Here is a 25,967-nt window from a genome sequence, read left to right on the forward strand (position 1 = left end):
AGTCTGTTGCAGTTGACGCAAGGATTGTTCATTGTAAACACCCCAGGCGTCCGCTTTACTCCTCACACGATAGCGACACGATAGCGATATGACAGGCAGCCCGGCATCCGTCCATGTGCTTGCGCTGGCCGGATACCTGGTACTGCTGGGTTTCCTGGCCGCGGTGGGGCCCGTGCGGGCGCAGCCGGCCGACGGCGCCGTCTTGCAGTTCGATATCGCCGCGCAAAACCTCGGCGACGCGCTGGATATATACAGCCGCCGCACGGGCATCGCCGTGCTGATCGACCAGCGTTACGCGCAGCGCCAGTCGGCCGCCGTGCGCGGCCCCTATGCGGCGGGCGCGGCCCTGCAAGTCTTGCTGGAGGGCACGGGTCTGCAATCGCGCCTGTCCGACGCGCAAGCCGTCATCGTGTATGCCCCGGCCGCGGCTTCGGCGCTAGCCGCAGCGGATCTGCCGCCGGCCGCGATGCTGGCCGCCGCCGACATCCCGGGTGCCACGCAGGGCGGCGGCGACCACGCGGCCTATGTGGGCCGGCTGCAGCACGTGCTGCTGGGATTGCTGTGCCGCGCCGCGCAGACGCGCCCCGGCGGCTACCGCCTGGCGCTGCAGCTGTATCTGAACCGCGCCGGCGTCGTCGACCGCGTGCACCTGCTCGACAGCACGGGCTTGCGCGCGCGCGACACGGCGATTGCGCGCGTGGTGCTGGGCATGCGCGTGGGCGCCGCGCCGCTGCCGTCGATGCCGCAGCCCGTTTCCATCCTGCTGCTGCCGCAAGGGCCGGGCAGCGAAGTCGATTGCGCCGCTGGCGTGCAAGGAATCTCCGCGCCATGAGCCTGCCCGACCTGCGCACCAGGCTCAAAGGCCACCTCAGTTCGCGCTACGCCGTGCTGCGCTGGCGCCTCGAACGCGTGGTCGGCTGCAAGCACCATGCGGCCGATGCGCTGCAGGAAACCTGGCTGCGCCTCGAGGCGATGGTGGCGCCCGGTCCCGCCGCCGCGCCCGTCCATAATCCCGACGCCTACCTGCTGCGCATGGCGGCCAATATCGCCACCGATGCCTACCGCCGCGACCGCATCATCGTCACCGAGCGCGAACGCGAGGAGCTGATGCACATGGCCGACGAGACGGGCGACGACATCAGCGACCCGGCGCGCATCGTCTCGGCGCGGCTCGACGTGCAGGCGCTCGACGCGGCCTTGGCGGGCCTGTCGCCGCGCCGCCGCGCCATCCTGACGGCGGCGCGCATCGACGGCATGCTCAATGCGGAGATCGCCGAGCGCTTCGGCATTTCCGTGGCGATGGTGAAGAAAGAATTGCAGGCCGCCATGCAACACTGTAAAACGTGCATGGCCGACGCCGATGCGGCCCAGCGCAGCGATGTGTCGGGCCGCCGTAAATATTGATGAATCCCATGACCGCTTCCGACCGCGATCCACGCGACCTTGTTGAACATGACGACACTGCCATCGGCCGGGAAGCCGCCGCCTGGTGGGCACGCCTGCGTGCCGACGATTTCACGCAGGCCGACGCCGACGCCTTGCGCGCCTGGTGCGCGCGCAGCCCCGCGCATGCGCGCGCCTGGCGCGAACTCAGGCAGGTGTGGCAGGCGCTCGATCCCGCCTTGACCCGCGCCGCCGCCGCGCCGCCGCGGGCAAACGTGCTGGCGTTCCCGCTCCGTCCCGGACGGCGCGCTTTTCTCGGCGGCGCGCTGGCGGCCGGCGTGGCCGTGCTGGCCCTGCGCCCGCCGCTGGGCGCCTGGCCGTCGCTGCAGGAGCTTGGCGCCGACTACCGCACGGGCACGGGCGAGCAGCGGCAACTGGCCCTGTCGCAGCAGATGACGGTGCAGATGAATACGCAGACGCGCATCGATGTGCGGGCGCCCGAGTCGATCGAACTGCTGGGCGGCGAGGCGGAAATCCTCGCCAGCGGCGCGCGCCAGCCCGTGTCGGTGGTGGCGGGCGCGGGGCGTTTATTGGCGCAGTCGGCCCGCTTCAATGTGCGCCACACGGGCGACGCCGTCTGCGTGACTTGCTTGGCGGGCGCCGTCGAGGTGGTCTGGCAGCAGCGGCGCCAGACCCTTGATGCAGGACAGCAACTGGTGTACGACGACGGGGGCGCGCAGGCGGCCACGGCCGCACCAAAGGGCGAAGCGAGCGCCTGGCGCACGGGTGCGTTGTCGTTTGCCGGCAAGCCGCTGTCCCAGGTGGTCGATGAAATCAACCGCTACCGGCCCGGCCGCGTGCTGCTGCGCAATCCCGAACTGGGCCGCCGCCTCGTGCGCATGCGCTTTTCCATCCGCCAGATGGATGGCGCGCTGGCGATGATACGCGACTTGACGGGAGCAGAAATGATCAGTTTGCCGGGCGGCATCGTCTTGCTGAGCTGATTTCAGCGGATGCCGGATGCCCCGGCGGCACGCGTATCAAAATATTTTTCAAAAAACATTATCCCTTCCGCTGCCCAGCTACGTCATGGAGGCATGGACGCTTGCGCTAACGCCAGGCTCCGTTCCCATCCCACTAGCCAGGAAACCATTGCCATGACCAAGCTTCACACTGCCCAGCGCCCAGTCCCAACCGTTGACACGGGCGCGCAGCGTACTTCCACGCTGGGCAGCCGCCTGCGGCTCACGCCGCTTGCTTACGCACTGACCACCATGCTGATGGCGGGTGCCTTCAGCACGCCGGCGCGGGCGCAGCAGGCGTTCAGCGGCGGCTGGTTCGCGGCCAAGGGGGCGGCGCAGAATACGGCTGCCACCTCGGGCCGATTGCCGAATGGCCAGCCGCTGCCCCTGGGCAGCCGGCCCGAGGGCCAGCAACAGCAGGCCAATCAGCAGTTGCAACGCTCGCTCAACAACCTGAACCTGGCCGCGCGCGCCATCGCCGCGCAGCAATCGGCCCAGGCGCAGGCGCGCCAGAGTGCCGCCGGCGGCGCCAGCGCGCCGAACGGCCTGGCGCAGGGCGGCTTGCAGGTCGACACCAACAGCCTGACGGCCGGCTGGCTCAATGCCCAGGCGCCCGTGCAGACGGTGGCGAACGGCAAGACGGCCGTGGTGGTGCAGCAGACGGCGGACAAGGCCATCCTGAACTGGGAAACATTTAATGTGGGCAAGGATACGACCCTGACCTTCCAGCAGCAAAAGGACTGGGCCGTGCTGAACCGGGTCAACGATCCGCAAGCGCGTCCCAGCCAGATCCAGGGGCAGATCAAGGCCGACGGCACGGTGCTGCTCGTCAACCGCAACGGCATCGTGTTTACCGGCACGAGCCAGGTCGACACGCGCAGCCTGGTGGCGGCCGCGGCCCGCATCAGCGATACGCAATTCCAGAAAAACGGCATCTACAGCGCCGGCACGGCCGGCGCCACGACATTTACTGACGCGGCCGGAAAGGTGCAGGTACAGGCGGGCGCGCGCCTGGCCAGCAATGCGCCCAAGGGCAGCACGGAAGGCGGCGGTTACGTGATGCTGCTGGGCAAGGAAGTGCACCAGGCGGGCGAGATCGCCACGCCCAAGGGCCAGGCCCTGCTGGCCGCCGGCGACAGTTTTACCATTAAAAAAGGCGTGGGCACGGATGGCAATCCGCTGTCGAGCACGCGCGGCAGCGAAGTCACGCCGCAGTTCGCGGCCGGCAGTACGGCGGGCAAGGTCGTCAACACGGGCCTGATCCAGGCGCGCGAAGGCGACGTCACGCTGGCGGGGCGCGACGTGCGCCAGGAAGGCGTCGTGCTCGCCTCCACCACGGCCGCCACGCGCGGCACGATACACCTCAACGCCCTGGGCAGCGAAGCGGCCGTCACCGTGGGACGGGGCGCCACCACGGCCATCGTCATCGAGGACGACGGCAAGACGACGGCGCTCGACAGCCAGCGCGACGCCATGCGCGGCCCGGCCGCGACGTCCACGGAAAACATCGTTGCCGTCAGCGACCGCCGCGACCAGTCGCGCATCGAGATCGGCAGCGCCGGCACGGTGGAATTCCTCGGCGACTCGCTGACCCTGGCCACGGGCGGCCAGATCGCCGTCAACGCGGCCAGCCGCAGCCTGCTGCGCGACGGCGCCCAGCTCGACGTCTCCGGCGCCGTGGGCGTGAAGGTGGCCATGGAGGCGAACAATGTCGAGATCAACGTGCAGGGCAACGAGCAGCGCGACGCGCCCGTCAACCGCGACGGCAAGGCCTTGCTCAACAGCAGTATCTGGGTCGACCGCCGCAAGCTGGTGTTCGTACCGAAAGGCACGAACGGCTACGACAGCGACCGCTGGTACACGGCCGGCGGCTTGCTGGAAGTGGCCGGCTACCTGGGCACGCAGGGCCATTCCGTCAGCGAGTGGATGGCGCAGGGCGGCACCGTCAGCTTCGGCGGCAAGGATGTCGTCACGCAGCTTGGCTCCGCCATCAACCTGTCGGGCGGCACCCTGGACGTGCAGACGGGCGCGGTGCGCCAGACCTGGCTCAAAGGCCTGGACGGCAAGTTGCATGAGGCGGGCAGCGCGCCGGCCGACTTGCCGTACGCGGGCGTGTACAAGGGTTATGAGGAAGAACATGCGCGCTGGGGCAAGGATGCCAGCGCGTTCTACGCCAATCCATTGATCGCCGCGCAACAGCGCCTGGAAAACGGCTACACGGTGGGCCGCGACGCGGGCAAGCTGGTGGTCGCCACCGGTTCGGCCGTGCTGGAAGGGGGCATCGCGGGCGAGGTCTTCCAGGGCGAGCGCCAGACCCAGGCGCCGCAGGCCCTGCTCGACGGCTACCAGCAGTCGCAGTTCGCCGCCGCGCAGCGGGGGCAGCTGATCGTCGGCCAGTACCAGCCGATGTTCGACAAGCGCACGGGCGTGCTGCAGCATGCGCTGTCGGCCGTCATGGACGAGGTGCGCCTGACGCGTATACAGGACGGCATCGCCGCCGGCCTCGACGTGGCCGACGTGCTCGCGTCAGAGCGCCAAGGCAAGCTGCTGCTCGATACCAACTTGCTCAACAGCCAGCAACTGGGCGCCATCCGCCTCGCCGCGAAAGGCGCGATCACGGTCGACAGCGCGCTGCAGGTGGCCGACGGCGGCAACATCACCCTGTTCGGCAATGACGTGGCCATTAACGCCAGCCTGCGCAGCCATGGCGGCAGCATCATGGCCGGCAATGTGCTGAACCAGCTCGGCGCGCTGGGCATGTTGGACACGGTCGTCAACCCGGGCGGGCCAGCGGGCCAACTGGTGCTGGCCGACGGCGTCACGCTCGACACCAGCGGCCTGCTCAGCAACGTGCTGCGCGATCCGCTGGCCGCCGCCGGCCTGCCGTATATCAACGGCGGCAGTGTGTCGCTGCGGGCGAACGGCGACGTGCGCATCGGCAGCGGCAGCCTGATCGACGCCGGCTCGGGCGCGGCCATCCTGTCGCAGGCGAAACAGCAGGGTGGCAAGGGCGGCAACGTGAGCCTGGCCAGCTACGGAACGACATCGGACCTGGTGCTGGGCGAAGGCGCGCAAGTGCGCGGCCATGGCGTGCAAGGCGGCGGCAAGCTGGAATTACAGGCAAACAAGATTTTGATCGGCAAAACTGAAAAATCCGAGGCCGGCACCCTGCAACTGGGCGGCGACTTTTTTGAGCAGGGTTTTTCCAGCTACAGCCTGGTCGGCAAGCAGGGCTTGACGGTCGCGGACGGCACGCAAGTCGACGTGCGCATGCCCGTGCTGCGCGTAGTGGACAATGAAAAACTGGCCCTGTGGATGCCGGAGCAATACACGGAAAACCCGCTCAAGGGCACCTTGACACAGCGCAAGGGCGCCAGCCTTGCCCTGCAGGTGGGCGATATCCAGTCCGGCGCGGCCGACATGGCCGGCGCCGAGTTGCTGATAGGCAAGGGCGCCGTGGTGAGCGTCGATGCGGGCCAGTCCATCAAGCTGGCCAGCGTGGGCCAGTTGACGGTGGACGGGCGCCTGAACGCGTGGGGCGGCAAGATCAGCCTGGGCGGCGTGGGCGTGGACGTGAACGTGTCCGAAGCGGTGGAAGCGGCCGGCCATGGCCGTTCCATCTGGATCGGCGACAATGCCGTGCTCGACGTCGCGTCGCGCGCCGTCACGGCCACCGATGCGCAGGGCCGGCGCTACGGCAAGGTGGCGGACGGCGGCAGCATCGTCGTCGGCGGCGAAATCGACCATGCGCAGGGCAGCACGTCGGCGGCCAGCCTGTTCGTCGTCGTGCGCGACGGCGCCGTGCTCGACGCGTCCGGCGCGCATGCGGTGCTGGACGTCAATGGCGCGGCTGTCGACGTGGCCAGCGCGGGCGGCAGCATCGCGCTGGCGTCGAACAACGGCTTGTACCTCGATGGCCAGCTGCTGGCCAAGGCGGGCGGTGCGGGCGCGGCGGGCGGCAGCCTGTCCGTGGCCACAGGCTCGCCCGTCTACCTGAAAACGCTGGCGACGGACAAGGTGCTGCAGGGGCGCCAGCTGATCCTCTCGCAGCGCCAGCTTGCCAGCGACCTGGCCGCAGGCATCGGTGCGCAGGACGGCCAGCAGGCGCTCCAGTACGGCCATGGCCGCTACTCGGTGGAGCAAGTGGAGGCGGGCGGCTTCGGCAACCTGGCCCTGCTGGGCGCCGCCTCCTTCGATGGCGACGTGTCGCTGACGTTGCAGCAAAGCTTCCAGCTGTATGGCGCGCCCGTGCTGGCGCCAGGCAGCAAGCCCGGCGCGAAGGTCGGCATCGCGGCGCCGTACGTGCGCCTGGCCAGCGTCAAGCCGGCGGGACGCGATTTCTATGTCACGCCGGGTACGGCGGGTCAGTCGCCGATGGCCGGCCAGGTCAGCATAGCTGGCGACCTGATCGACGTGCGCGGCCTGGTCGACATTCGGGCGGACGACGTGCGCCTGACGAGCCGCGGCGACGTGCGCTTCCTGCTGTCGCCGCTGGGCTGGGACGGCAACCAGCCGACGACGGTGCTGTCCACGCCGGGCGACATGACCCTCAGCGCGGCCCAGCTGTACCCGGAAACGGGCGCCGGCGCCGCCGTGCGGGCCGGCTATGGCATCGTCAACGGCAAGATTGGCTACGATCCCGCCCACAGCCTGAACATCGCCCGCAGCACGGCTGACGTGCCGCTCATGCCGTATTCCGCTTTCGGCTCGCTGGAACTGGCCGCCGCGCACATCGAGCAGGGCGGCGTCGTGCGCGCGCCGCTGGGGCGCCTGGCCATCGGCGCGGCCGGCTATGAGAACGACAGGAGCCTGACCGTTAACTTGTTGCCAGGTAGTATCACCTCCGTCAGCGGCGCCGGCCTGGTCATGCCGTATGGCGGCACCGTCGATGGCCAGACCTGGAACGTCAACGGCAAGCCGGTCACCCTGATGGGCGTGGGCGGCATCAATGTGCAGGGAGGCCTGCGCATCGGCGTGGACATCGCCGGCGTGGCCGTGGACGTGCGGCCGGGCGCGCTGCTCGACCTGTCGGGCGGCGGCGAACTGACGGGTGCAGGTTTCATTTCCGGGCGCGGCGGCTCCACCGACGCGCGCACCCATCCGCTGGTGCAGGTAGGCGCGAATGGCGGCTTCATCCTGCCGGGTCTGGCAACCAACCCCGTGTACGCCATCGTGCCGGGCGCGCAAGCGCCGCAGGCGCCGTCGGGCGGCGACAAGGGCGCCTCCGATGCGGCCATCGGCCGGCAGGTGACGATAGGCAGCGGCGTGCCGGGTCTGCCCGCCGGCACCTACACCCTGATGCCGTCGACCTATGCCTTGCTGCCGGGCGCCTTCCGCGTGGAACTGAACGGCCTGGCGGGGCAAGGCAGCGCCGGCTCGCTGGCGCAGCCGCTGCGCAACGGTTCCTGGGCCGCGCCCGGCACCCTGTCGATCGCCGGCACGGACATCCGCGCGCCGCTGGCCAGCCAGCTGATACTCACGCCGGCCAAGGTCTTGCGCACGTATTCCCAGTACAACGAAACCGGCTATGCGGCATTCGCGCTGGCCGATGCGAAAACGCGCGGCATTCCCCGCGCACTGCTGCCTGCCGACGCGAAAACGCTCAAGCTGACCCTGGCGCAAGGCGGCGGCCCGGACACGTTCCAGTTCAAGGGCACGGGCAAATTCTCCACGGCCGAGGGCGGCTACGGCGGCACCGTGGTGCTGGCGTCGAGCAATGTCACCGACGGCGACATTGAAATCCTCGCCGACGGTGCGCCGGCCACCAGCGTCGCCGGGCAGCTCAGCGTGCGTGCCTCAAGCCTGAACAATATCGGCGCGGCCCGTATTGTGGTGGGCAATGCACCGTCTGTGGAATATGGCCAGGGCGGCAACTACGTGAACTTCGGTTTCAACTCGGCGCGTGCCATCTACCTGCGCGCAGGCGCCATCCTGTCGGCGCCGGAAGTGTTCCTCGTCGCCCAGGACCCGGGCAATGACCAGCTGGGCGACGGCTTGATCGATATCGCGCCCGGCGCCGGCATCAGCACTGTGGGGCGCGGCAAGGCCCCGTACGACGCCAACGACGGCTTTATCTACCAAAAAGGCCGCGCGGACGTGCACATGCTGGCCGCCTCGAACGGCTTGCTCAACGTGGCGCCCGTCAGCGGCACGGCGCGCGGCGGCATCCGCATCGGCGTGTGCGGCGACACCTGCACCGACAAAGGAACAGCGAGCCTGTACTCGGAAGGCACCTTGCTGTTGTCGACGAACGGCAGTTTCGCACTGGACGACACGGCCCGCTACGGCACGCGCAACCTGAGCCTGGCCGTGGGCGCCATCAACATGGGCAGCAGCGAGGCGCTGGCGGCGGCCCAGGCCAACGGCACGCGCTCGAGCGGCCTGGCCATGAACCAGGGCGTGCTGGACCGCCTGCTGCGCGGCGACACCAGCACCGGCGCGCCAGCCCTGCAGGCGCTGATGCTGAACGCGGCCGACAGCGTCAATTTCTATGGCGACGTGGTGCTCGATACCTACGACAAGAGCACGGGCAAATCCACCTTGGACCGCCTGGTGCTGACCACGCCGGCCATGTATGGCCAGGGCGGCGCCGATACCGTGGCGACCATCCGCACGGCCAACCTGATCTGGGGCGGTGCCCTGTCGCCGGCCGGCAATGTCATCACGCATGGCGCCGGCACGGGCAGCGGCACCCTGAACCTGGAAGCGGAACGCATCGATTTCGGCTTCGGCCCGTTCACGCAGCCGGCCGGCGTCGCCTCGTTCGACCGCCTGGCGCTGGGTTTTGCCAACGTCAACCTGAAGGCGTCGGGCCAGGTCACGGCCAACCACAAGGGCAGCCTGTCCGTCTATCAGGCGCAGGGCGCCTACGAGGCCGGCAAGGGTTTCCAGTACAGCGGCGGCAACCTCAATATCAGCACGCCGCTGCTGACGGGCGAGGCCGGTTCGGCGCACAGCTACACGTCGGGCGGCGCGCTGAAGGTAGCGGCGCCGGCCGGTACGGCGCCAGCGGCTCCCGTCAAGAATAACGCTGCGCTGGGCGCGCAGCTGGCGCTGAACGGCGACAGCGTGAGCGTGGCGACGGCCGTGGTGCTGCCGAGCGGCAAGCTGACCATCAACGCGCAGCACGACATCGCCGTGGCCGACGGCGCGCGCATCGACATGGCGGGTCGCAAGAGCACCTTCTTCGACGTGGACAAATACAGCTGGGGCGGCGACGTGATCCTGGACAGCCGCGCCGGCGATATCGGCCAGGGCGCTGGCAGCGTGATCGACCTGTCGGCCGAGAACAACCGCGCCGGCAGCCTGAAGGCCGTGGCCCTCGATGGCGCGGCCGGCATGGTGGATTTGCAGGGCAAGATACTGGGCGGCGCCAGCGGCAGCTACGACGCGGGCGGCACCATGGTCCCGTACAAGAAGGGCAGCGTGGACGTGCGCGCGCAAACCCTGGGCGCGGGCGGCGCGCCGGACAGCCAGTTCGCGTTGCTGAACACGCGCCTGAACGAAGGCGGCGTGACGGGTGCGCGCAGCTTCCAGCTGAAGCAGGGCGACCTGACGATAGCCCATGAGCTGAAGGCGGGCGAAGTGCAGGTATCGCTCGACAACGGCCGCCTGACGGTGGCAGGCACGATCGACGCCAGCGGCGAGCGCGTGGGCAGCATCCGCCTGGCCGGCAAGCATGGCGTCACCCTGGCCGGCAACGCCGTGCTCGACGCGCATGGCACGCTGTTGCGCGTCGACAGCTACGGCAAGATCATCGACAGCCCGAACCGGGCCATGGTCGAATTGAACGCGGGCGAGGGCGTGCTGGACCTGGCCGGCGGCGCGCAGATCGACGTGCGCCATGCCACGGCAGCCGTGGCCGGCAAGGGCAAGGGCGAATACGACGGCGCCGCGCGCGGCACGGTGGAACTGAGCGCGCCGCGCCTGGGCAGCGGCGGTTCCCGCACGGATGCGGACGCGGCCACCTTCGGCGACATCGCCATTGCGGCCGGCGGCGGCTTGACGATACGCGGCGCGAAATCGATCGCCGTCAACGCCATGCAGCGCTACGACGATGCGGCCTACGCCGCGGACCTGTCGGCCAGCGGCCGCCCCTACCAGGTGATCAACCAGGCATATCTCGACAGCAAGCATGCGGACAGCACGGCTTTCATCGATGCGGCGCTGGCCAACACGAACTTGCGCAACGGCAAGCTGGCGGGCCTGGCCACGGCCGCGTATGCCGATGCGCTGCATCTGCGTCCCGGCGTCGATATCGTCAGCAAGACGGCGGACGGCGACCTGGTGGTGCAGGGCGACCTGGATCTGTCGGGCATGCGCTACGCCAGCCTCAATCCGCGCTTTCAGGCAACAAATGTGCGCGGGTCGGGTGAGGTGGGCAGCCTGCTGCTGCGCGCCGGCGGCGACTTGAGCATCTACGGCAGCATCAACGACGGTTTCGCGCCGCCGCCCGCCACCAAGGATGACGGCGGCTGGGTCCTGCTGCCGGGGCGCGACATCAATGGCAGCGACGTCATCGTCCCGGGCCAGGGCGTGACCCTGGCCGACGGCACCTTGTTCCCGGGCGGGATCGCGCTCAATTACGACGTGCCCGTCAAGGGTTTCAATCTGCAGGCCAATACGCGCCTGCCCGTGGCCGTCGTGCTGGACCAGGCCATGACGGTGCGGGCGGGCACCGTGCTGGCCGCCGCCGTGCGCGACAGCGACGGCAATATCGTCCACGCGGCCGGCACCCTGCTGACGACGCAACAAGTGTTTACGCCCGGCATGCGCCTCGATGCGGGCAGCGTGCTGGCGCAAGCGGTCAAGGTGCGCGCCATGAGCTGGCCCAAGGGCGTGCCGCTGCCGGGCGTGGCTGGCGAACGCAGCGTTTTCGTACTTGATGGCAACTTGGCGCTGGCCGTGGGCGCATTGATCCCGTCCGGCACCGACGTCAAGCTGCTGCCCGATGTGAAGTCGATTCAGCTGCGCCCTGAAGTGGCGGGCAGCCAGGGCAAGCTGTGGGCCATCGCGCCCATGCTGGCCGAAGGCTCGCAAGCGTGGGGCATGCGCCTGGTGGCCGGTGCCGACCTCGATGCGGCTGACACGCGCAGCGTACAGGCGCACCCAAGCCACGGCACCCTGCGCCTGGCCGACAGCCATTACGGCATGTATGGCATCCTGGTGCCGCCGAAAGGCGTGCAGTACTGGAGCGAAGCGGCTGCGGAACTGGGCGTCGAAGGCATCGTGGCGGGCGAAGTCATCACCGAGGAATTCACCAGCCAGTTCGGCCAGACTGTGGCGGAGCTCTGCGCCAGCGACCCGTCCCTGTGCGTGCTGAAGGTGGCCTACGTGTGGACCAAGGCCGGCGCGGAAGAGTTTGCGGATGACAACGTGAAGGCGGGCGACCTGCTCGACCCCGTGGCGCTCAAGTGGCCGACGGTTTGCGAGGAAAAGCCCACCTGGTGCGGCACGGCCAACGCCACGTTCGACTACAAGGCCTCGAGCCTGCGCCACAGCGTGCTGCGCACGGGCACGGGCGACCTGGACCTGGTCAGCGGCGGCGACCTGCGCATGGACAGCCTGTATGGCGTGTACACGGCAGGCATGTCGTCCGTGGCGACGTCGGCCGGCGATCCGTACAACCAGGCGCGCGGCCGCAATGCCGACGGCAAGGTGCTGAGCAATCCTGACGGTGCGCACGAACACCTGGTCGACGGCGGCGCCGACAGCGTGTACCGCGCCTGGTACCCGGACCAGGGCGGCAACCTGCTGCTGAACGTGGCGGGCAACCTGACGGGCTCGCTGATGACGGGCAGCAGCGCGATCAATCTGCGTCCCGTCGGTTCGGACAGCGGCCACGACAGCGCGGCCGTCGGCAACTGGCTGTGGCGCCAGGGCAGCGGCGCGGTCGCCACGGGCGGCCAGGCGCAGCCGGCGGCGTGGTGGATCAACTTCGGCAGCTATGTGGGCGATGCCAGCGGCAACAAGGGCGCCGACAAGCTGCTGGGCTTTACGGGCTTCGGTACCCTGGGCGGCGGCAACGTGCGCGCCGACGTGGCCGGCGACGCGGGCGTGCAGGCGCTGCTGTCCGGCAGCAGTTTTGACAACAATATCAATACCCGTTCGCAGGGCCTGCTGCTGGCCGTGGGCGGCACGGGCCGCGTGCAGGCTGATGGCAGCCTGCTGCTGACGGGCGGCGGCGACCTCGATCTGCGCGTTGGCGGCGCCCTCAATCCGGCCGGCACGGCAGGCCTCAACCACATGAATGGCGCGCTGGTCGATGTGCGCGGCCACGCGGCCACGTCGGCCGCGCAACTGGGCAGCGTGGCGCTGGAATACGGCTCGCAGCCTACCCAGCACGTGCCGCTGGAAACGCGCGCCTACGATGCCTTCACCGCGACGCGCGCCGAGCCGAAGGGCGGCATGACCCTGGTGCCGGGCGACGCCACCTTCACGGTGGCGACCCTGGGCGACCAGGTGTTGCAGGACGTGGCCGACCCCGGCCGCGTGCCTTTGCTCAGCGCATCCCCGTTCACCAGCGCCGCGGGCGAGGCGGGCGTCGGCTACAGCTGGTTCAGCCTGTGGACGCCGCGCACGGCGCTCGACCTGTTCTCCGCCGGCGGCAATATGACGCCGTTGACGGCACCGGTCGGCACGGCCACCGACCTGGCCATCGTTTACCCGTCCATCGTGCGCGTCGCGGCGCCGAATGGCAGTTTGTACTACGGCAAGGCAACCGCCAGCTGGAATAGCGCCAACAGCTATGCCGAGCCGCTGGTGCTGGCGCCATCGCCGAATGCCCAACTGGAGTGGCTGGCCGGCGATTCCATCTATGCGGGCGGTTATGCCGTCAGCCAGTCCGGCGCCGGCGCGGACAGCATGGCGACGCCGTTCAAGCCAGCCTTCGTGGGCTGGAGCGCGAATGCGGCCGATGCTAATCCCGTGACGGGCAACATTTCCAGCACGGGCGCGCCGGCGACGCGCTGGAACTTCCCGCTGTTCGCCTTCGGCCCCGATTCCGCCGCCGGACCCGCCAACAGCGGCACGCAAGCGGCCCGCATCTACGCCGTGAAGGGCGATTTGATCGGCGTCAATAGTGGCCGCATGGTCGCGTTCTACGACGCCAGGCATGCGGGCACCACCTGGTATGAGGGGGCGCAACCGGTCTGGATGAAGGCGGGCCGCGATATCGTCAGCAGCGGCACGGCATTGCTTGAGGGTATAGACGGTGGCGAGAACACGAGCGGCATGATATTCAGGAATTACAGCAACCTGTTCGTGCACAACAATGCGTTTGACGTCTCGGTGGTCTCGGCCGGACGCGATATCCTGAACAGCTCCTTCAACGTGGCCGGCCCCGGCACGCTCGACATCAGCGCGGGACGCAACATATTGATGCAGGACAAGGGCAGCGTCGTCAGCCTCGGTCCCGTCGTCGCCGGAGATAAACGCCCGGGCGCCGGCATCGCGATGCAGGCGGGCGTGGGCGCGGCCGGTCTCGATTACCTGCGCTTCGTCAAGCCGTATCTGGACCCGGCCAACGTGGCCCAGGCGGGCGTGCCGCTGGCCGAGCAGGCCGGCAAGGTGGTGAAGTCGTACGCGACCGAATTGACGACCTGGCTGAATGAACGCTACGGCTTCAAGGGCACGGCTGCCGAGGCGCAGGCCTTTTATCTGGCCTTGCCCGAGCCGCAGCAGCGCGTCTTTGCCCGCGACGTGTATTTCGCGGAACTGAAGGCGGGCGGGCGCGAATTCAACGATGCGGACAGCGCCCGCTACGGCAGTTTCCTGCGCAGCCGCAATGCCATCGCGGCCCTGGCGCCGGCCAAGGACGCCAGCGGCAAGGCCATCGATTATGCGGGCGACATCGTCATGTACCGCGGGCTCTACGCCAAGCGGAACGACGGCGAGCAGCGCTGGGACTATTTCCCCCGCAGCGGCTACGTGCACACCAACTTCGGCGGCGACATCCAGCTGTTGACGCCTGGCGGCAAGCAGGTGTTCGGCATCGAAGGCGAGGCGCCGCCGTCGACCTCGGGCGTCATCACCAAGGGCGGCGGCAACATCGAGCTGTTCTCGCGCGGCAGCATCCTGCTGGGCCAGAGCCGCGTCATGACGACGTTTGGCGGCGATATCCTCGGCTGGTCGTCGGAGGGCGACATCAACGCGGGGCGCGGCTCGAAGTCGACCATCGTCTACACGCCGCCCAAGCGCGTGTATGACAACTGGGGCAACGTGACCCTGTCGTCCGACGTGCCGAGTACGGGCGCCGGCATCGCCACCTTGGCGCCGATCGCCGAAGTGCCGGCCGGCGACGTCGACTTGCTGGCGCCGCTGGGCACCATCGATGCGGGCGAGGCGGGCATCCGCGTCTCGGGCAGCGTCAACCTGGCCGCGCTGACGGTGGTGAACGCGGCGAACATCCAGGTCAAAGGCGAATCGAAGGGCATGCCGACGGTGGCGTCCGTCAACGTGGCCGCCATGACGAACGCCAGCGCGGCCGCCACGCAGGCCACGGCCGCCGCGCAGGACGTGGTGCAGCGCGAGCGCGCCGCCACCCGCGCCGCGCAGCCGTCCGTGTTCACGGTTCGCGTGCTGGGCTTTGGCAACGACGCCCCGCCCGACAGCGCGCAAGCGGCGCCGCAGGATGGCGCGCGCACCGAGGCGGCCGACTACAACCCGCGCAGCGCCGTGCGCGTGCTGGGCCTGGGCACGCTGCCGGAATCGGCCACGCGCCAGCTGACGGCGCAAGAGCGCAGCAGGTTGTCGCCATGATGGCCGGCATGGCTGGCGCCTTGCCCTTGCGCATGACAGGTGCCATGCGGCAGGCAGGCATGGCCTGGTACCGGCCCGCCATCCGGCCCCGCATGCAGGCGGCCAATGATATGGCGCCCGTGTCAACGCCGGCGCCGGGGCAGGGCGCAAGGCTGCAGGCGGTGCTGGAAGGCAATTACGCGGCCCTGCACCGGCGCCTGGCGCGCCACCTGGGCTGCGCCGAGCTGGCCAGCGACAGCCTGCACGACGCATGGCTGCGCCTGGGCGCGCTGACGGCCGGGGACGGCGCGGCGCTGGCGCACAGCCCCGTCGCCTATGTGTTTCGCGTGGCGTGCAACGCGGCCATGGACAGTCTGCGGCGCAATCGCGCCTGGCTGTATGCGGACGAGGAGGATGGCGTCGCAGGCCTCGTCGATTTCCTCGCCGATACGGCGGCGGGACCGGAGCGCCTGGCCGAGCTGCATGCCGACGTGCGGCGGCTGGCGCAAGCCGTCGACTTGCTGCCGCGGCGCCACCGGCAGGTGCTCGAAGCGCTGCGCGTGGATGAGCTGACCCGCCAGGAAGTGGCCGAGCGGCACGACATGTCGCTGCGCAACGTCGATACGGCCTTGCGCCAGGCGCTCGACCATTGCGCCCGCCACACGGGCTACGCGGCGCAGGGCGGCGTCGGCACGACCCGGCGCAGCTTGAGGCTGAACGTTCGTTCGCGTACAGACGCTTAGGCATCCGGCGGCCAGACTGCTGCTTCGGGCCTGCATGCGCCCACCCAGCCAGTCCACAGCCAGGAGGAAGCGCGAGATGACAGACTCTAATCACATCAATGCCGGCAGGCGCGGCTTGCTGATCGCCGGTGCGCTGTCGGCCACGGCGGTGGCCGTGCCCGGCGTGACGGGGGCAGCCGAAGCGGCCCATGGCGCGGCCCAATCCGGACATGTGCCGCCCGTCCTGATGAAAGTCGGCCTGAACGTCAACGGCCGGCGCCACAGCCTGGAACTCGACACGCGCACCACCTTGCTCGACGCTTTGCGCGAACATTTGCAACTGACGGGAACCAAAAAGGGCTGCGACCACGGCCAGTGCGGCGCCTGCACCGTCATGCTCGACGGCCAGCGCATCAATGCCTGTCTGACCCTGGCCGTGATGCATGACGGCGCCAGGGTCACCACCATCGAAGGGCTGGGCACGCCGGAGAAACTGCATCCGATGCAGGCCGCCTTCATCGCGCATGACGGTTATCAATGCGGCTACTGCACCCCGGGGCAGATCTGTTCGGCCGTCGCCGCGCTGGGCGAGATCCGCCAGGGCATCCCCAGCCACGTCAGCGCGGACCTGAACGCGGCCCCGCAAGCGACGCCCGAAGAATTGCGCGAACGCATGAGCGGCAATATTTGCCGCTGCGGCGCCTATTCCAACATCATCGAAGCCATTACCGAGGTGGCGGGGAGGCCCGCATGAGAGTGTTCAGCTATCAAAAGCCCGCCACGCCGGCCGAAGCGGCGGCGGCCGCCTTGACTACGCCGGGCGCCCGCTTCATCGCGGGCGGCACGAATCTGCTCGACCTGATGAAACTGGAAATCGAGACGCCCGCGCATTTGATCGACGTCAATGGCCTCGCGCTGGACAAGGTGGAGACGACGAAGGACGGCGGCTTGCGCATCGGCGCCCTCGTGCGCAACACGGCCCTGGCCGCGCACGCCACGGTGCGGCGCGACTATGCCGTGCTGTCGCGCGCCTTGCTGGCCGGCGCCTCGGCGCAATTGCGCAACAAGGCGACGACGGCCGGCAACCTGCTGCAGCGCACGCGCTGCCCGTATTTCTATGACACGAACCAGGCCTGCAACAAGCGCGTGCCGGGCAGCGGCTGCTCGGCCATAGCCGGCTTCAGCCGGCCGCTGGCCATCCTGGGCGGCAGCGAGGCGTGCATCGCCACGCACCCGAGCGACATGGCCGTCGCCATGCGCGTGCTCGACGCCGGCATCGACACGGTGCGGGCCGACGGCAGCACGCGCAGCATCCCCATCGCCGACTTTTACCGCTTGCCGGGCAGTACGCCGCAGCTGGAAACGGTGCTGCAGCCGGGCGAATTGATCACCAGCGTGACCTTGCCCCGGCCTATCGGCGGCACGCACGTCTACCGCAAGGTGCGCGACCGCGCCTCGTACGCGTTCGCGCTGGTATCCGTCGCGGCGATCATCTTGCCCGATGGCACCGGCAGGCTGGCCCTGGGCGGCGTCGCGCCGCAGCCGTGGAGAATTGCCGCCGCCGAGCAGGCCATGCCCGCTGGCGCGGCCGCCGTGAGCGAACGCCTGCTGGCCGGCGCCAGGCCGACGGCCGATAACGGCTTTAAGCTGATCCTGGCGCAGCGCACCGTGGCGTCCGTCCTGGCGCAAGCACCAGCGAAGAAAGGCTAGAGCGATGAAATTCACGACACCTGCGACCACCAATCCCATCGACCAGCTGAAGGTCGTGGGCCGCCCCACGGACCGCATCGACGGCCCCCTGAAAACCACGGGCATGGCGCCGTACGCGTATGAACAGAACAAGGCCGCGCCGCATGCCGCCTACGGCCACGTCGTCGGCGCGGCGATTGCCAAGGGGCGCATCGCTTCGATCGACACCAGCGCCGCGCGCCGCGCGCCCGGCGTGCTGGCCGTGGTGACGGCGGAATCGGCGGGCAAGCTGGGCAAAGGCAAGATGAACACGGCGAAGCTGCTGGGCGGGCCGGAGATCGAGCATTACCACCAGGCCATCGCGCTGGTGGTGGCGGAAACGTTCGAGCAAGCGCGTTCGGCCGCGCAGTTGCTCGACGTCAAGTATGTCGAGCAGCCGGGCGCCTTCGACCTGACCAAGGCCAAAGGCAGCGCTGCCAAGCCGAAGGACGGCAAGCCCGACAGCAAGACGGGCAACTTCGCCGGCGCCTTTGCGAATGCGCCAGTGCGGCTGGACGCGACCTATACGACGCCTGACCAGTCGCACGCCATGATGGAGCCGCACGCCTCGATTGCCGCCTGGGAGGGGGATAAATTGACGGTGTGGACGGCGAACCAGATGGTGGACTGGGGCCGGGGCGATCTGGCCCGCACCCTGGGAATGCCGAAGGACAAGCTGCGCATCGTCTCGCCGTATATCGGCGGTGGCTTCGGCGGCAAGCTGTTCGTGCGCGCCGAAGCGCTGCTGGCGGCCTTGGGGGCCCGGGCGGCGCAGCGTCCCGTCAAGGTGGCCCTGACGCGGCCCATGATGATCAACAACACGACGCACCGGCCCGCCACCATCCAGCGCCTGCGCATCGGCGCCACGCGCGACGGCAAGATCACGGCCATCGGCCATGAATCGTGGTCCGGCGACCTGAAGGGCGGTCAGCCGGAAACGGCCGTGATGCAGACGCGCCTGCTGTACGCGGGGCCGAACCGCATGACGGCCATGCGCCTGGCCGTGCTCGACTTGCCAGAAGGCAACGCCATGCGCGCGCCGGGCGAGGCGCCGGGGCTGATGGCGCTGGAAATCGCCATGGACGAGCTGGCGGAGAAATTGAACATGGACCCCATCGTCGTGCGCATCCTGAACGACACCAGGGTGGACCCGGAAAAACCGGGCCGGCCGTTTTCCCAGCGCCGCCTGATCGACTGCCTGCGCACGGGCGCCGTGGAATTCGGCTGGAAAGAGAGAGCAGCGCAGCCGGGCATGCGGCGCGACGGCCGCTGGCTCGTGGGCATGGGCGTGGCGGCCGCTTTCCGCAACAACCTCGTCATGCAGTCCGCCGCCAGGGTGCGCCTGGACGGCAACGGCATCGTGACCGTGGAAACGGACATGACGGATATCGGCACGGGCAGCTATACCATCATCGCGCAGACGGCGGCGGAAATGCTGGGCGTGACCTTGAACCGGGTCGTCGTGCGCCTGGGCGACTCGGATTTCCCCGTCTCGGCCGGTTCGGGCGGGCAGTGGGGCGGCAACAGCTCGACGGCCGGCGTGTACGCGGCCTGCGTGCGCCTGCGCCAGGCCATCGCCGGCAAGCTGGGCTTTGATGAAAAGGAGGTGCGCTTTTCCGATGGGCAAGTCAGCCAGGGCGAACGCAGCGTGCCGCTCGCGGCCGCCGCCTTTCATGGCGACGTCGTCGCGGAAGACCATATGGAATACGGCGAGCTCGATAAAAAATTCCAGCAATCGACGTTCGGCGCGCATTTCGTCGAAGTGGGCGTGGACAGCGACACGGGCGAAGTGCGCGTGCGCCGCATGCTGGCCGTGTGCGCGGCCGGCCGCATCCTGAACCCGAAATCGGCGCGCAGCCAGGTGATCGGCGCCATGACCATGGGCGTGGGCGCGGCCCTGATGGAGGAACTGGTGGTCGACCAGCGCCGCGGCTTCTTCGTCAACCACGACCTGGCCGGCTACGAAGTGCCCGTGCACGCCGACATCCCGCACCAAGACGTGATCTTTCTCGATGAAACGGATCCCATGTCCTCGCCCATGAAAGCCAAGGGCGTGGGCGAGCTGGGCATCTGCGGCGTGGCGGCGGCCGTCGCCAACGCCGTCTACAACGCGACGGGCGTGCGCGTGCGCGACTATCCGCTGACCCTCGACAAGTTGCTGCGCGGGCTGCCCGTCATGAGCTGACATCTGCCCGGCGCCGGCGCGCGCGTGACAAAGCGTGTATTTTTGGTAATTTCCAGATGCTATGCTCGGAACGCATGCTGCGGGGCAAGTTCCCTCTCCGCAAGGCCATGCCGCCAGGAGAATGCATGAACAGATCATCAATGCCGCCCCGGATACTGATCGTCGATGACGAGCTGGCGCACGTGCGCGCCCTGTGCGACACCTTGCGCGGCCAGGCGTACGACACGACGGGGCTCGCTTCGGGCGAGGCGGCGCTGGCCCTGCTGGCCGTCGAATCGTTCGACCTGCTGCTGGTCGACCTGATGATGCCGGGCATGAACGGCATCGCCGTGGTGGAAGCGGCGCGCAAGATCGATCCGGACCTGGCCTGCATCATCATGACGGGCGAAGGCACGATCGCCTCGGCCGTGCAAGCGATGAAGGCGGGCGCGCTCGATTACGTCGTCAAGCCGTTCAAGGTGTCGGGCATCCTGCTGATACTGGCGCGGGCGCTGGAGACGCGCCAGCTGCGCATCGCCAATGCGCGCCTGGAACTGCTGCTGCGCCAGCACACGGCCGAACTCGACGCCATGAACCGGGATTTGCGGCTGGCGCGCGAAGTGGCCGAGCGGGCGAACGAGGAAAAGACCAATTTCCTGGCCAGCATGAGCCACGAGCTGCGCACGCCGCTCAACGCCATCCTCGGCTTTTCGCAGATGCTCACGTCCGACTCCATCCCCTCGACGGCGCAGGAAAAGAAAACCTTTGCCTCGCACATCTTCGGCGCCGGCCGGCATTTGCTGACCTTGATCAACGATATCCTCGACATCGCCAAAATCGAGTCGGGCAATATGGCGCTGTCGATGGAGTCCGTGGGCCTGGCCGGCATTTACCACGAATGCTGGCAAATGATGGAGCCGCTGGCGCGCAAGCGCGGCATCACCTTGACGTTCGTCGAAGCGGGCAGCGTGCACGTGCTGGCCGACCGCACGCGCCTCAAGCAGGTGCTGCTCAACCTGCTGTCGAACGCCGTCAAGTACAACCGCGATCAGGGCGAGATCCACGTCGATTGCCAGCCCGTCGATGCACGGCAGCTGCGCCTGTCCGTGCGCGACACGGGCGGCGGGCTGAGCGCCGCGCAGCTGGAGGTGCTGTTCCAGCCCTTCAACCGCCTGGGACGCGATGGGCGCGACGAGGAGGGCACGGGACTGGGGCTGGTGGTCAGCAAGCGCCTGGCCGAAGCCATGCAGGCGACCATAGGCGTGACCAGCACGCCCGGGCGCGGCAGCACTTTCTGGCTCGATATCGACAGTTGCCCCGCGCGCTACCCGCTGCAGGAAAGCCCGCGCCTGTCGGCCATTGCCCGGCCCGCTGAATCGATGCCCCTGCCGGAGCGCAAGACGCTGCTGTATGTGGAAGACAATCCCCTGAACGTGACCCTGGTGGCGGGCTTGGTGCATTTTCGCCCCGATCTCGACCTGCTGTCTGCCGGCGACGGGCAGACGGGCCTGGACATGGCGCGCCGCCACCTGCCGCAGCTGATACTGATGGATTGCGACTTGCCCGACATCAGCGGCACGCAAGTCATGCAGCTGCTGCGTGCCGATGCCCGCACCGCGCACATTCCCGTCATCGCGCTGACGGCCGTGGCCGGACCCGGCGATATCCGCCAGGGGCTGGCGGCGGGCTTTTTCCGCTATCTGACCAAGCCGATCGACGTGGCGGCGTTTTCCGAGGCCGTCAACAGCGCGCTGGAGTCGGCCACGGCGCAGTGCAACGCATGAACGGCCCGGCGCCGGCGCGGCGGACGGTCTGGCTGGCGGCCGCACTGCCGCTGCTGGCGCTGGCCGCCGTGGCCGTCTGGCGGCTCGCTGCCCGTCCCGCGCCGCCGCCCGGCCCCGTGGAAGTGCTGCGCCTGGCCGTGAATGCGGAGTACGTGGGCAGCTGCCCCGTGCTGGCCGCGCACGCGCAGGGCGATTTCGCGCGCGAAGGCATCGACGCGCTGGTGCAGCCGTATTCGTCGGGCAAGGCCTCGCTGGAAGCCGTGCTGCAGGGCAAGGCCGACCTGAGCACGGTGTCCGATATTCCCGTGGTGCTGGCCAGCCTGCAGAACCAGTCCGTCGTCATCATCGCCAGCATCTTCGAGGCCGAGCGCGACCACGGCATCGTGGGGCGCCTGGACCGCGGCGTGTCCACGCCCGCGAGCCTGAAGGGCAAGCGCATCGGCGTCACGTTGGGCACATCCGGCCAGTTCACGCTCGAGGCCTTTTTGAACCGCCAGAAGCTGCTGCCCGCCGAAGTCAGCGTGCGCAATTACACGCCGGACCAGCTGGCCGGGGCGCTGGCGCGGGGCGAGGTCGATGCGGCGGCAGGCTGGGAACCGTTCCTGACGGGCATGACGCACGCCATTGCCGGCAATGCGGCCATCTTCTATGGCGAAGACGTGTATGCGGGCCTGTTCAACGTGGCCGGCACGGGCGGCTATGTGCGCAGCCACCCGGCGACGATGCGCAAGGTGCTGCGCGCACTGATCGCCGGCGCGCGCTTTTGCCGGGACGAGCCCGATGCCGCGCGCGCGCTGTTTGCCAAGGCGTCGGCCAGCGAGGCGCAGCGCCTGCAGGCAGCCTGGCACGGTTATCAGTTCGGCATCGTGCTCGACCAGCGCTTGCTGCTGGCGCTGGAAGACGAGGCGCGCTGGGCCATCAAGAACCGCCTGGCCGGGAACGGCGAGATGCCGAACTTCCTCGATGCCGTCTACCTGGACGGCCTGGAAGCCGTGGCGCCGTCGGCCGTGACGGTCATCCATTGAGAAGGCCACCGTGAAAATCGTCACGCGCTTCAAACTGGCAGAACTGTTTTGCGTGCTGCTCGTGGCCATCATCGTCGCCGTGCTGTTCTCCACCAGCATGGCGATGCAGCGCGAACTGGCGAAGAACAAGGCGGCGGCCGATATCCTGCAAGCCGTCACGTCGCTGCGCTACCTGTCGATCGAATATGCGCTGCACCATGGCGCGCGCACGCGGGCACAGTGGCAGCTGCGCAGCGAGTCGCTGTCCACCGGCTTGCTGGCCACGCCGGCCTTCGCCGCCGGCGAGGAGCGCGCGCTGCTGCGGGAATTGCGGCGCGACCTGGCAAGCGTGGACGGCCTGTTCGAGCTGTTTGTCGCGAATCACCGCGAGCTGGGTCAGGACCCGCAGCGGCGCGAGGTGCTGGGCGAGCTGGAGTCGCGTCTGTCCGGCCAGATCATGGGCAAGGTGCAGGGCATGATCGCCGATGCGATGCGGCTGTCCGCATTGAGCCGGCAAGGCGTGCTGGACGCCCAGCAGCAGGCCAACGTGGCCGTGATATTGTTCGGCGGCATGATCATCGCGCTGGTGGCCGGTTTGATCTATTTCACCATGACCAGCGTCACGGGGCCGCTGGAGAAGCTGCGCCAGGGCACCCTGATCGTCGGCGAAGGCAAGCTCGATTTTGCGCTCGGCGTGCATACCAGGAATGAAATCGGCGACCTCGCACGCGCCTTCGACGGCATGACGGAAAAGCTGCGCCGCACCACCGTCTCGCGCGACGAACTGGCGCAGGCGAATGCGGCCCTGGAAACGCAGATACAGGAACGTCAGCTGGCCGAGCGCAAGGTGCATGAACAGCTTGAGCGCCTGAACCTGCTGCAGCAGATCACGCGCTCGATCGGCGAGCGGCAGGATTTGCGCAGCATTTTCCAGGTGGTGGTGCGCAGCCTGGAAGAGCAGCTGCCCATCGATTTCAGCTGCATTTGCCTGTACGAACCGTCCGAACACGCGCTGCAGGTGATGTGCGTGGGCGTGCGCAGCGAGGCGCTGGCGCTATCGTTCATGATGGGCGAACACGCGCACATTCCCATCGACGAGAATGGCCTGTCGAGCTGCGTGCGCGGCAAGCTCGTGTATGAAGCCGACATCGCCGACGTGGCGTTCCCGTTTCCGCAGCGCCTGGCGCAAGGGGGGCTGCGCGCCCTCGTCATGGCCCCGCTGCCGGCCGAAAACACGGTCTTCGGCATCCTCATCGTGGCGCGCCGCGCCGCGCACAGCTTTACCAGCGGCGAGTGCGAATTCCTCAGCCAGCTGAGCGAACACGTGGCGCTGGCCGCCAACCAGGCGCGGCTCTACGGCGCGCTGCAGCGCGCGTATGACGATTTGCGCCAGACGCAGCAGTCGGTAATGCAGCAGGAGCGCCTGCGCGCGCTGGGGCAGATGGCCAGCGGCATCGCGCACGATATCAATAACGCCATTTCCCCCGTGGCCCTGTACACGGAATCGCTGCTGGAGACGGAAACTAATCTCAGTCCGCAGGGCCGGCACTGCCTGGAAGTGATCGAACGCGCCATCGACGACGTGGCCGCCACCGTGGCGCGCATGCGCGAATTCTACCGCCAGCGCGAACCGCAACTGGCGCTCTCGCCCATCGACGCGAACCTGGTGGTGCAGCAGGTGCTGGACCTGACGCGCGCGCGCTGGAGCGACATGCCGCAGCAGCGCGGCATCGTCATCGCCCTGCACACGGAGCTGGCGCACGGCCTGCCCATGCTGCCCGGCAGCGCGGGCGAGCTGCGCGAAGCGCTGACGAACCTGGTCTTCAACGCCGTCGACGCCATGCCGGAAGGCGGCACCCTGAGCGTGCGCACCAGCTGCGCCGACGTGGCGGGCGAGGCGGCGCGGCAGGTGCGGATAGAAGTAGCCGACACGGGCATCGGCATGGACGACAATACGCGCCGCCGCTGCCTGGAACCGTTTTTTACCACCAAAGGCGAGCGTGGCACGGGTCTGGGCCTGGCCATGGTGTACGGCATGATGGAGCGCCATGGCGCCAGCATCGACATCGTCACGGCACCGGGGCAGGGCACGGCGGTGCGCCTGGTTTTCCCCGCCTGCGCGGCGCACGAGGAAAATGAAGCGCCCGACATGGCCTACCTTGTGCCGCCGCGCCTGCGCATCCTCGTGGTGGACGACGACCCGATGGTGCTCAAGTCCCTGCGCGACATCCTGGAAATCGATGGCCACGACGTGGTGTCGGCCGATGGGGGCCAGGCCGGCATCGATAGCTTCCTGGCCGCGCGCGACAGGCACGAGGATTTTGCCGTGGTCATCACGGACCTGGGCATGCCTCACGTGGACGGGCGCAAGGTGGCCAGCGCCGTGCGCCGCTGTTCGCCGGCCACGCCCATCATCATGCTCACGGGCTGGGGCCAGCGCCTGGCGGCCGACAGCGATTATCCCGACCACGTCAACTGCGTGCTGGGCAAGCCGCCCCGGCTGAAAGAATTGCGGCGCGCCCTGAATGCGGTCATGTCGACGGGGTAGAGCCTATCCCAGTAGGGAGCGTCTTCTGCTGGCAGTTCATCAGGAGTGCGGACAAGGCGTGAGGAGGACGCGTGGCGAGCCACGCGACGACGACCAACGCAGTCCCCGCTTCTGAGGGGCGCCAGCAGCGGATGTATTCATCTACTGGGATAGGCTCTTAGCCTGCTGCGGCATCTCTCATCGCTGAAAAACCAGCCAGGACCAGCTGACTCCCGCGTGGCGGTTCTGCTGCTGAACGGATGGCGCCTGCGCACTCAGCACCACCTTCAGATGGTGGCGTGCCGCGAGGGCGATCGTTTCACTGGCAGAGACGTCAAAGATGCGCCGGTTCTCCGGGGCGGGGCCATGCCTGAGCGACATGACGAGCAGCGCGCCAGGCTTGAGCAACTGGCCGATGTTTTCCATCGCCGCGCTTCTTTCTTCCGCTGCAAGATGCATCCAGACGGCGGCGAGTACAACCAGGTCGAACCTGGTTTCGCGCGCCGTCATCACTGACAGCGCGGGCAGGCTGTCGTCCACCCACTCGATATCGGACGACGCATGCGCCTGCATGCCCGCTTCCCGGAACGCGGCGACGGGCTCCACTGCCACCACCTTGTGCCCCAAGCTCGCAAGCCACGCCGAATCGGCGCCTGTGCCGGCACCGATGTCGAGCACGGCGCCTGCCCGGCGTGGCAGCAGGTGGCTGACCACTTTGTATTTATCAGCGGCGATCACGCCGGCATACCGGGTGATCAGCTGTCCGGCATTGTCGGCATATCCTTCGGTGCCCGGGACTGGGGATGCATGCATGCGATGGCGAGTGTCCAATGGGATGGAGGTCAAATCAACACCCTGCGCGCGGCGCGTGCGATCGGTGGTGTTGCCTGCATAG

At 68.5% G+C, this 25,967-nt stretch carries 12 protein-coding genes; 11 read left to right on the top strand and 1 reads right to left on the bottom strand.

All coding sequences use genetic code 11. The features are described 5' to 3' along the window. The first annotated feature begins 88 nt into the window (after positions 1–88). The 11 genes from JAB8_RS01440 to JAB8_RS01490 all read left to right on the top strand — a co-directional run bounded on the left by JAB8_RS01440 (position 89) and on the right by JAB8_RS01490 (position 25,093). Positions 89–832: a hypothetical protein gene (locus tag JAB8_RS01440; protein WP_139142893.1), complete on the top strand. Its 744-nt coding sequence runs from the start codon at positions 89–91 to the stop codon at positions 830–832. After that, a complete protein-coding gene (locus JAB8_RS01445) occupies positions 829–1,404 on the top strand; it encodes a sigma-70 family RNA polymerase sigma factor (RefSeq protein ID WP_070288122.1) in 576 nt (191 codons plus the stop codon). The genes JAB8_RS01440 and JAB8_RS01445 overlap by 4 nt, the downstream gene beginning before the upstream one ends. Positions 1,405–1,412: 8 nt before the next feature. Next, a complete protein-coding gene (locus JAB8_RS01450; RefSeq protein WP_070288125.1) occupies positions 1,413–2,387 on the top strand; it encodes a FecR domain-containing protein in 975 nt (324 codons plus the stop codon). A 153-nt stretch (positions 2,388–2,540) separates the two neighbouring features. Beyond that, positions 2,541–15,164, top strand: coding sequence for a filamentous haemagglutinin family protein (locus JAB8_RS01455; protein WP_083287519.1), 12,624 nt, complete (start codon positions 2,541–2,543; stop codon positions 15,162–15,164). Continuing rightward, positions 15,161–15,886 (top strand): sigma-70 family RNA polymerase sigma factor, encoded by a 726-nt coding sequence (locus JAB8_RS01460; protein ID WP_070288126.1) that lies wholly within the window; start codon positions 15,161–15,163, stop codon positions 15,884–15,886. The genes JAB8_RS01455 and JAB8_RS01460 overlap by 4 nt, the downstream gene beginning before the upstream one ends. A gap of 76 nt (positions 15,887–15,962) precedes the next feature. Beyond that, positions 15,963–16,619 (top strand): aldehyde dehydrogenase iron-sulfur subunit PaoA, encoded by a 657-nt coding sequence (gene paoA, locus JAB8_RS01465; RefSeq protein ID WP_070288128.1) that lies wholly within the window; start codon positions 15,963–15,965, stop codon positions 16,617–16,619. After that, complete coding sequence (locus JAB8_RS01470; RefSeq protein ID WP_070288130.1) at positions 16,616–17,575, top strand: xanthine dehydrogenase family protein subunit M; 960 nt, start codon at positions 16,616–16,618, stop codon at positions 17,573–17,575. Before paoA ends, JAB8_RS01470 begins: the two co-directional genes overlap by 4 nt. Positions 17,576–17,579: 4 nt before the next feature. Continuing rightward, positions 17,580–19,778: an aldehyde oxidoreductase molybdenum-binding subunit PaoC gene (paoC, locus tag JAB8_RS01475; RefSeq protein WP_070288132.1), complete on the top strand. Its 2,199-nt coding sequence runs from the start codon at positions 17,580–17,582 to the stop codon at positions 19,776–19,778. A gap of 125 nt (positions 19,779–19,903) precedes the next feature. Continuing rightward, positions 19,904–21,541 (top strand): response regulator, encoded by a 1,638-nt coding sequence (locus JAB8_RS01480; protein WP_254679416.1) that lies wholly within the window; start codon positions 19,904–19,906, stop codon positions 21,539–21,541. Continuing rightward, entirely contained in the window at positions 21,538–22,566 is a 1,029-nt protein-coding gene (locus JAB8_RS01485; protein ID WP_070288136.1) for an NrtA/SsuA/CpmA family ABC transporter substrate-binding protein, read from the top strand. The genes JAB8_RS01480 and JAB8_RS01485 overlap by 4 nt, the downstream gene beginning before the upstream one ends. A gap of 10 nt (positions 22,567–22,576) precedes the next feature. Next, positions 22,577–25,093, top strand: coding sequence for an ATP-binding protein (locus JAB8_RS01490; protein WP_070288138.1), 2,517 nt, complete (start codon positions 22,577–22,579; stop codon positions 25,091–25,093). Between the two features lie 177 nt (positions 25,094–25,270). On the opposite strand, the gene JAB8_RS01495 is transcribed toward JAB8_RS01490, so the two are convergent. Beyond that, positions 25,271–25,885, bottom strand: a complete 615-nt coding sequence (locus JAB8_RS01495; RefSeq protein ID WP_070288140.1) for a methyltransferase domain-containing protein — start codon at positions 25,883–25,885, stop codon at positions 25,271–25,273. Positions 25,886–25,967 lie beyond the last annotated feature (82 nt).

The sequence above is a fragment of the Janthinobacterium sp. HH106 genome (assembly GCF_001758725.1).
In the GTDB taxonomy this organism is placed as follows: Bacteria; Pseudomonadota; Gammaproteobacteria; order Burkholderiales; family Burkholderiaceae_D; genus Janthinobacterium.

What these genes read in the sequence shown, in the direction of transcription:
- JAB8_RS01440 (WP_139142893.1), top strand. Translation starts at nt 89, where the DNA reads ATGACAGGCAGCCCGGCATCCGTCCATGTGCTTGCGCTGGCCGGATAC.
- JAB8_RS01445 (WP_070288122.1), top strand. Translation starts at nt 829, where the DNA reads ATGAGCCTGCCCGACCTGCGCACCAGGCTCAAAGGCCACCTCAGTTCG.
- JAB8_RS01450 (WP_070288125.1), top strand. Translation starts at nt 1,413, where the DNA reads ATGACCGCTTCCGACCGCGATCCACGCGACCTTGTTGAACATGACGAC.
- JAB8_RS01455 (WP_083287519.1), top strand. Translation starts at nt 2,541, where the DNA reads ATGACCAAGCTTCACACTGCCCAGCGCCCAGTCCCAACCGTTGACACG.
- JAB8_RS01460 (WP_070288126.1), top strand. Translation starts at nt 15,161, where the DNA reads ATGATGGCCGGCATGGCTGGCGCCTTGCCCTTGCGCATGACAGGTGCC.
- paoA (WP_070288128.1), top strand. Translation starts at nt 15,963, where the DNA reads ATGACAGACTCTAATCACATCAATGCCGGCAGGCGCGGCTTGCTGATC.
- JAB8_RS01470 (WP_070288130.1), top strand. Translation starts at nt 16,616, where the DNA reads ATGAGAGTGTTCAGCTATCAAAAGCCCGCCACGCCGGCCGAAGCGGCG.
- paoC (WP_070288132.1), top strand. Translation starts at nt 17,580, where the DNA reads ATGAAATTCACGACACCTGCGACCACCAATCCCATCGACCAGCTGAAG.
- JAB8_RS01480 (WP_254679416.1), top strand. Translation starts at nt 19,904, where the DNA reads ATGAACAGATCATCAATGCCGCCCCGGATACTGATCGTCGATGACGAG.
- JAB8_RS01485 (WP_070288136.1), top strand. Translation starts at nt 21,538, where the DNA reads ATGAACGGCCCGGCGCCGGCGCGGCGGACGGTCTGGCTGGCGGCCGCA.
- JAB8_RS01495 (WP_070288140.1), bottom strand. Translation starts at nt 25,885, where the DNA reads ATGCATGCATCCCCAGTCCCGGGCACCGAAGGATATGCCGACAATGCC.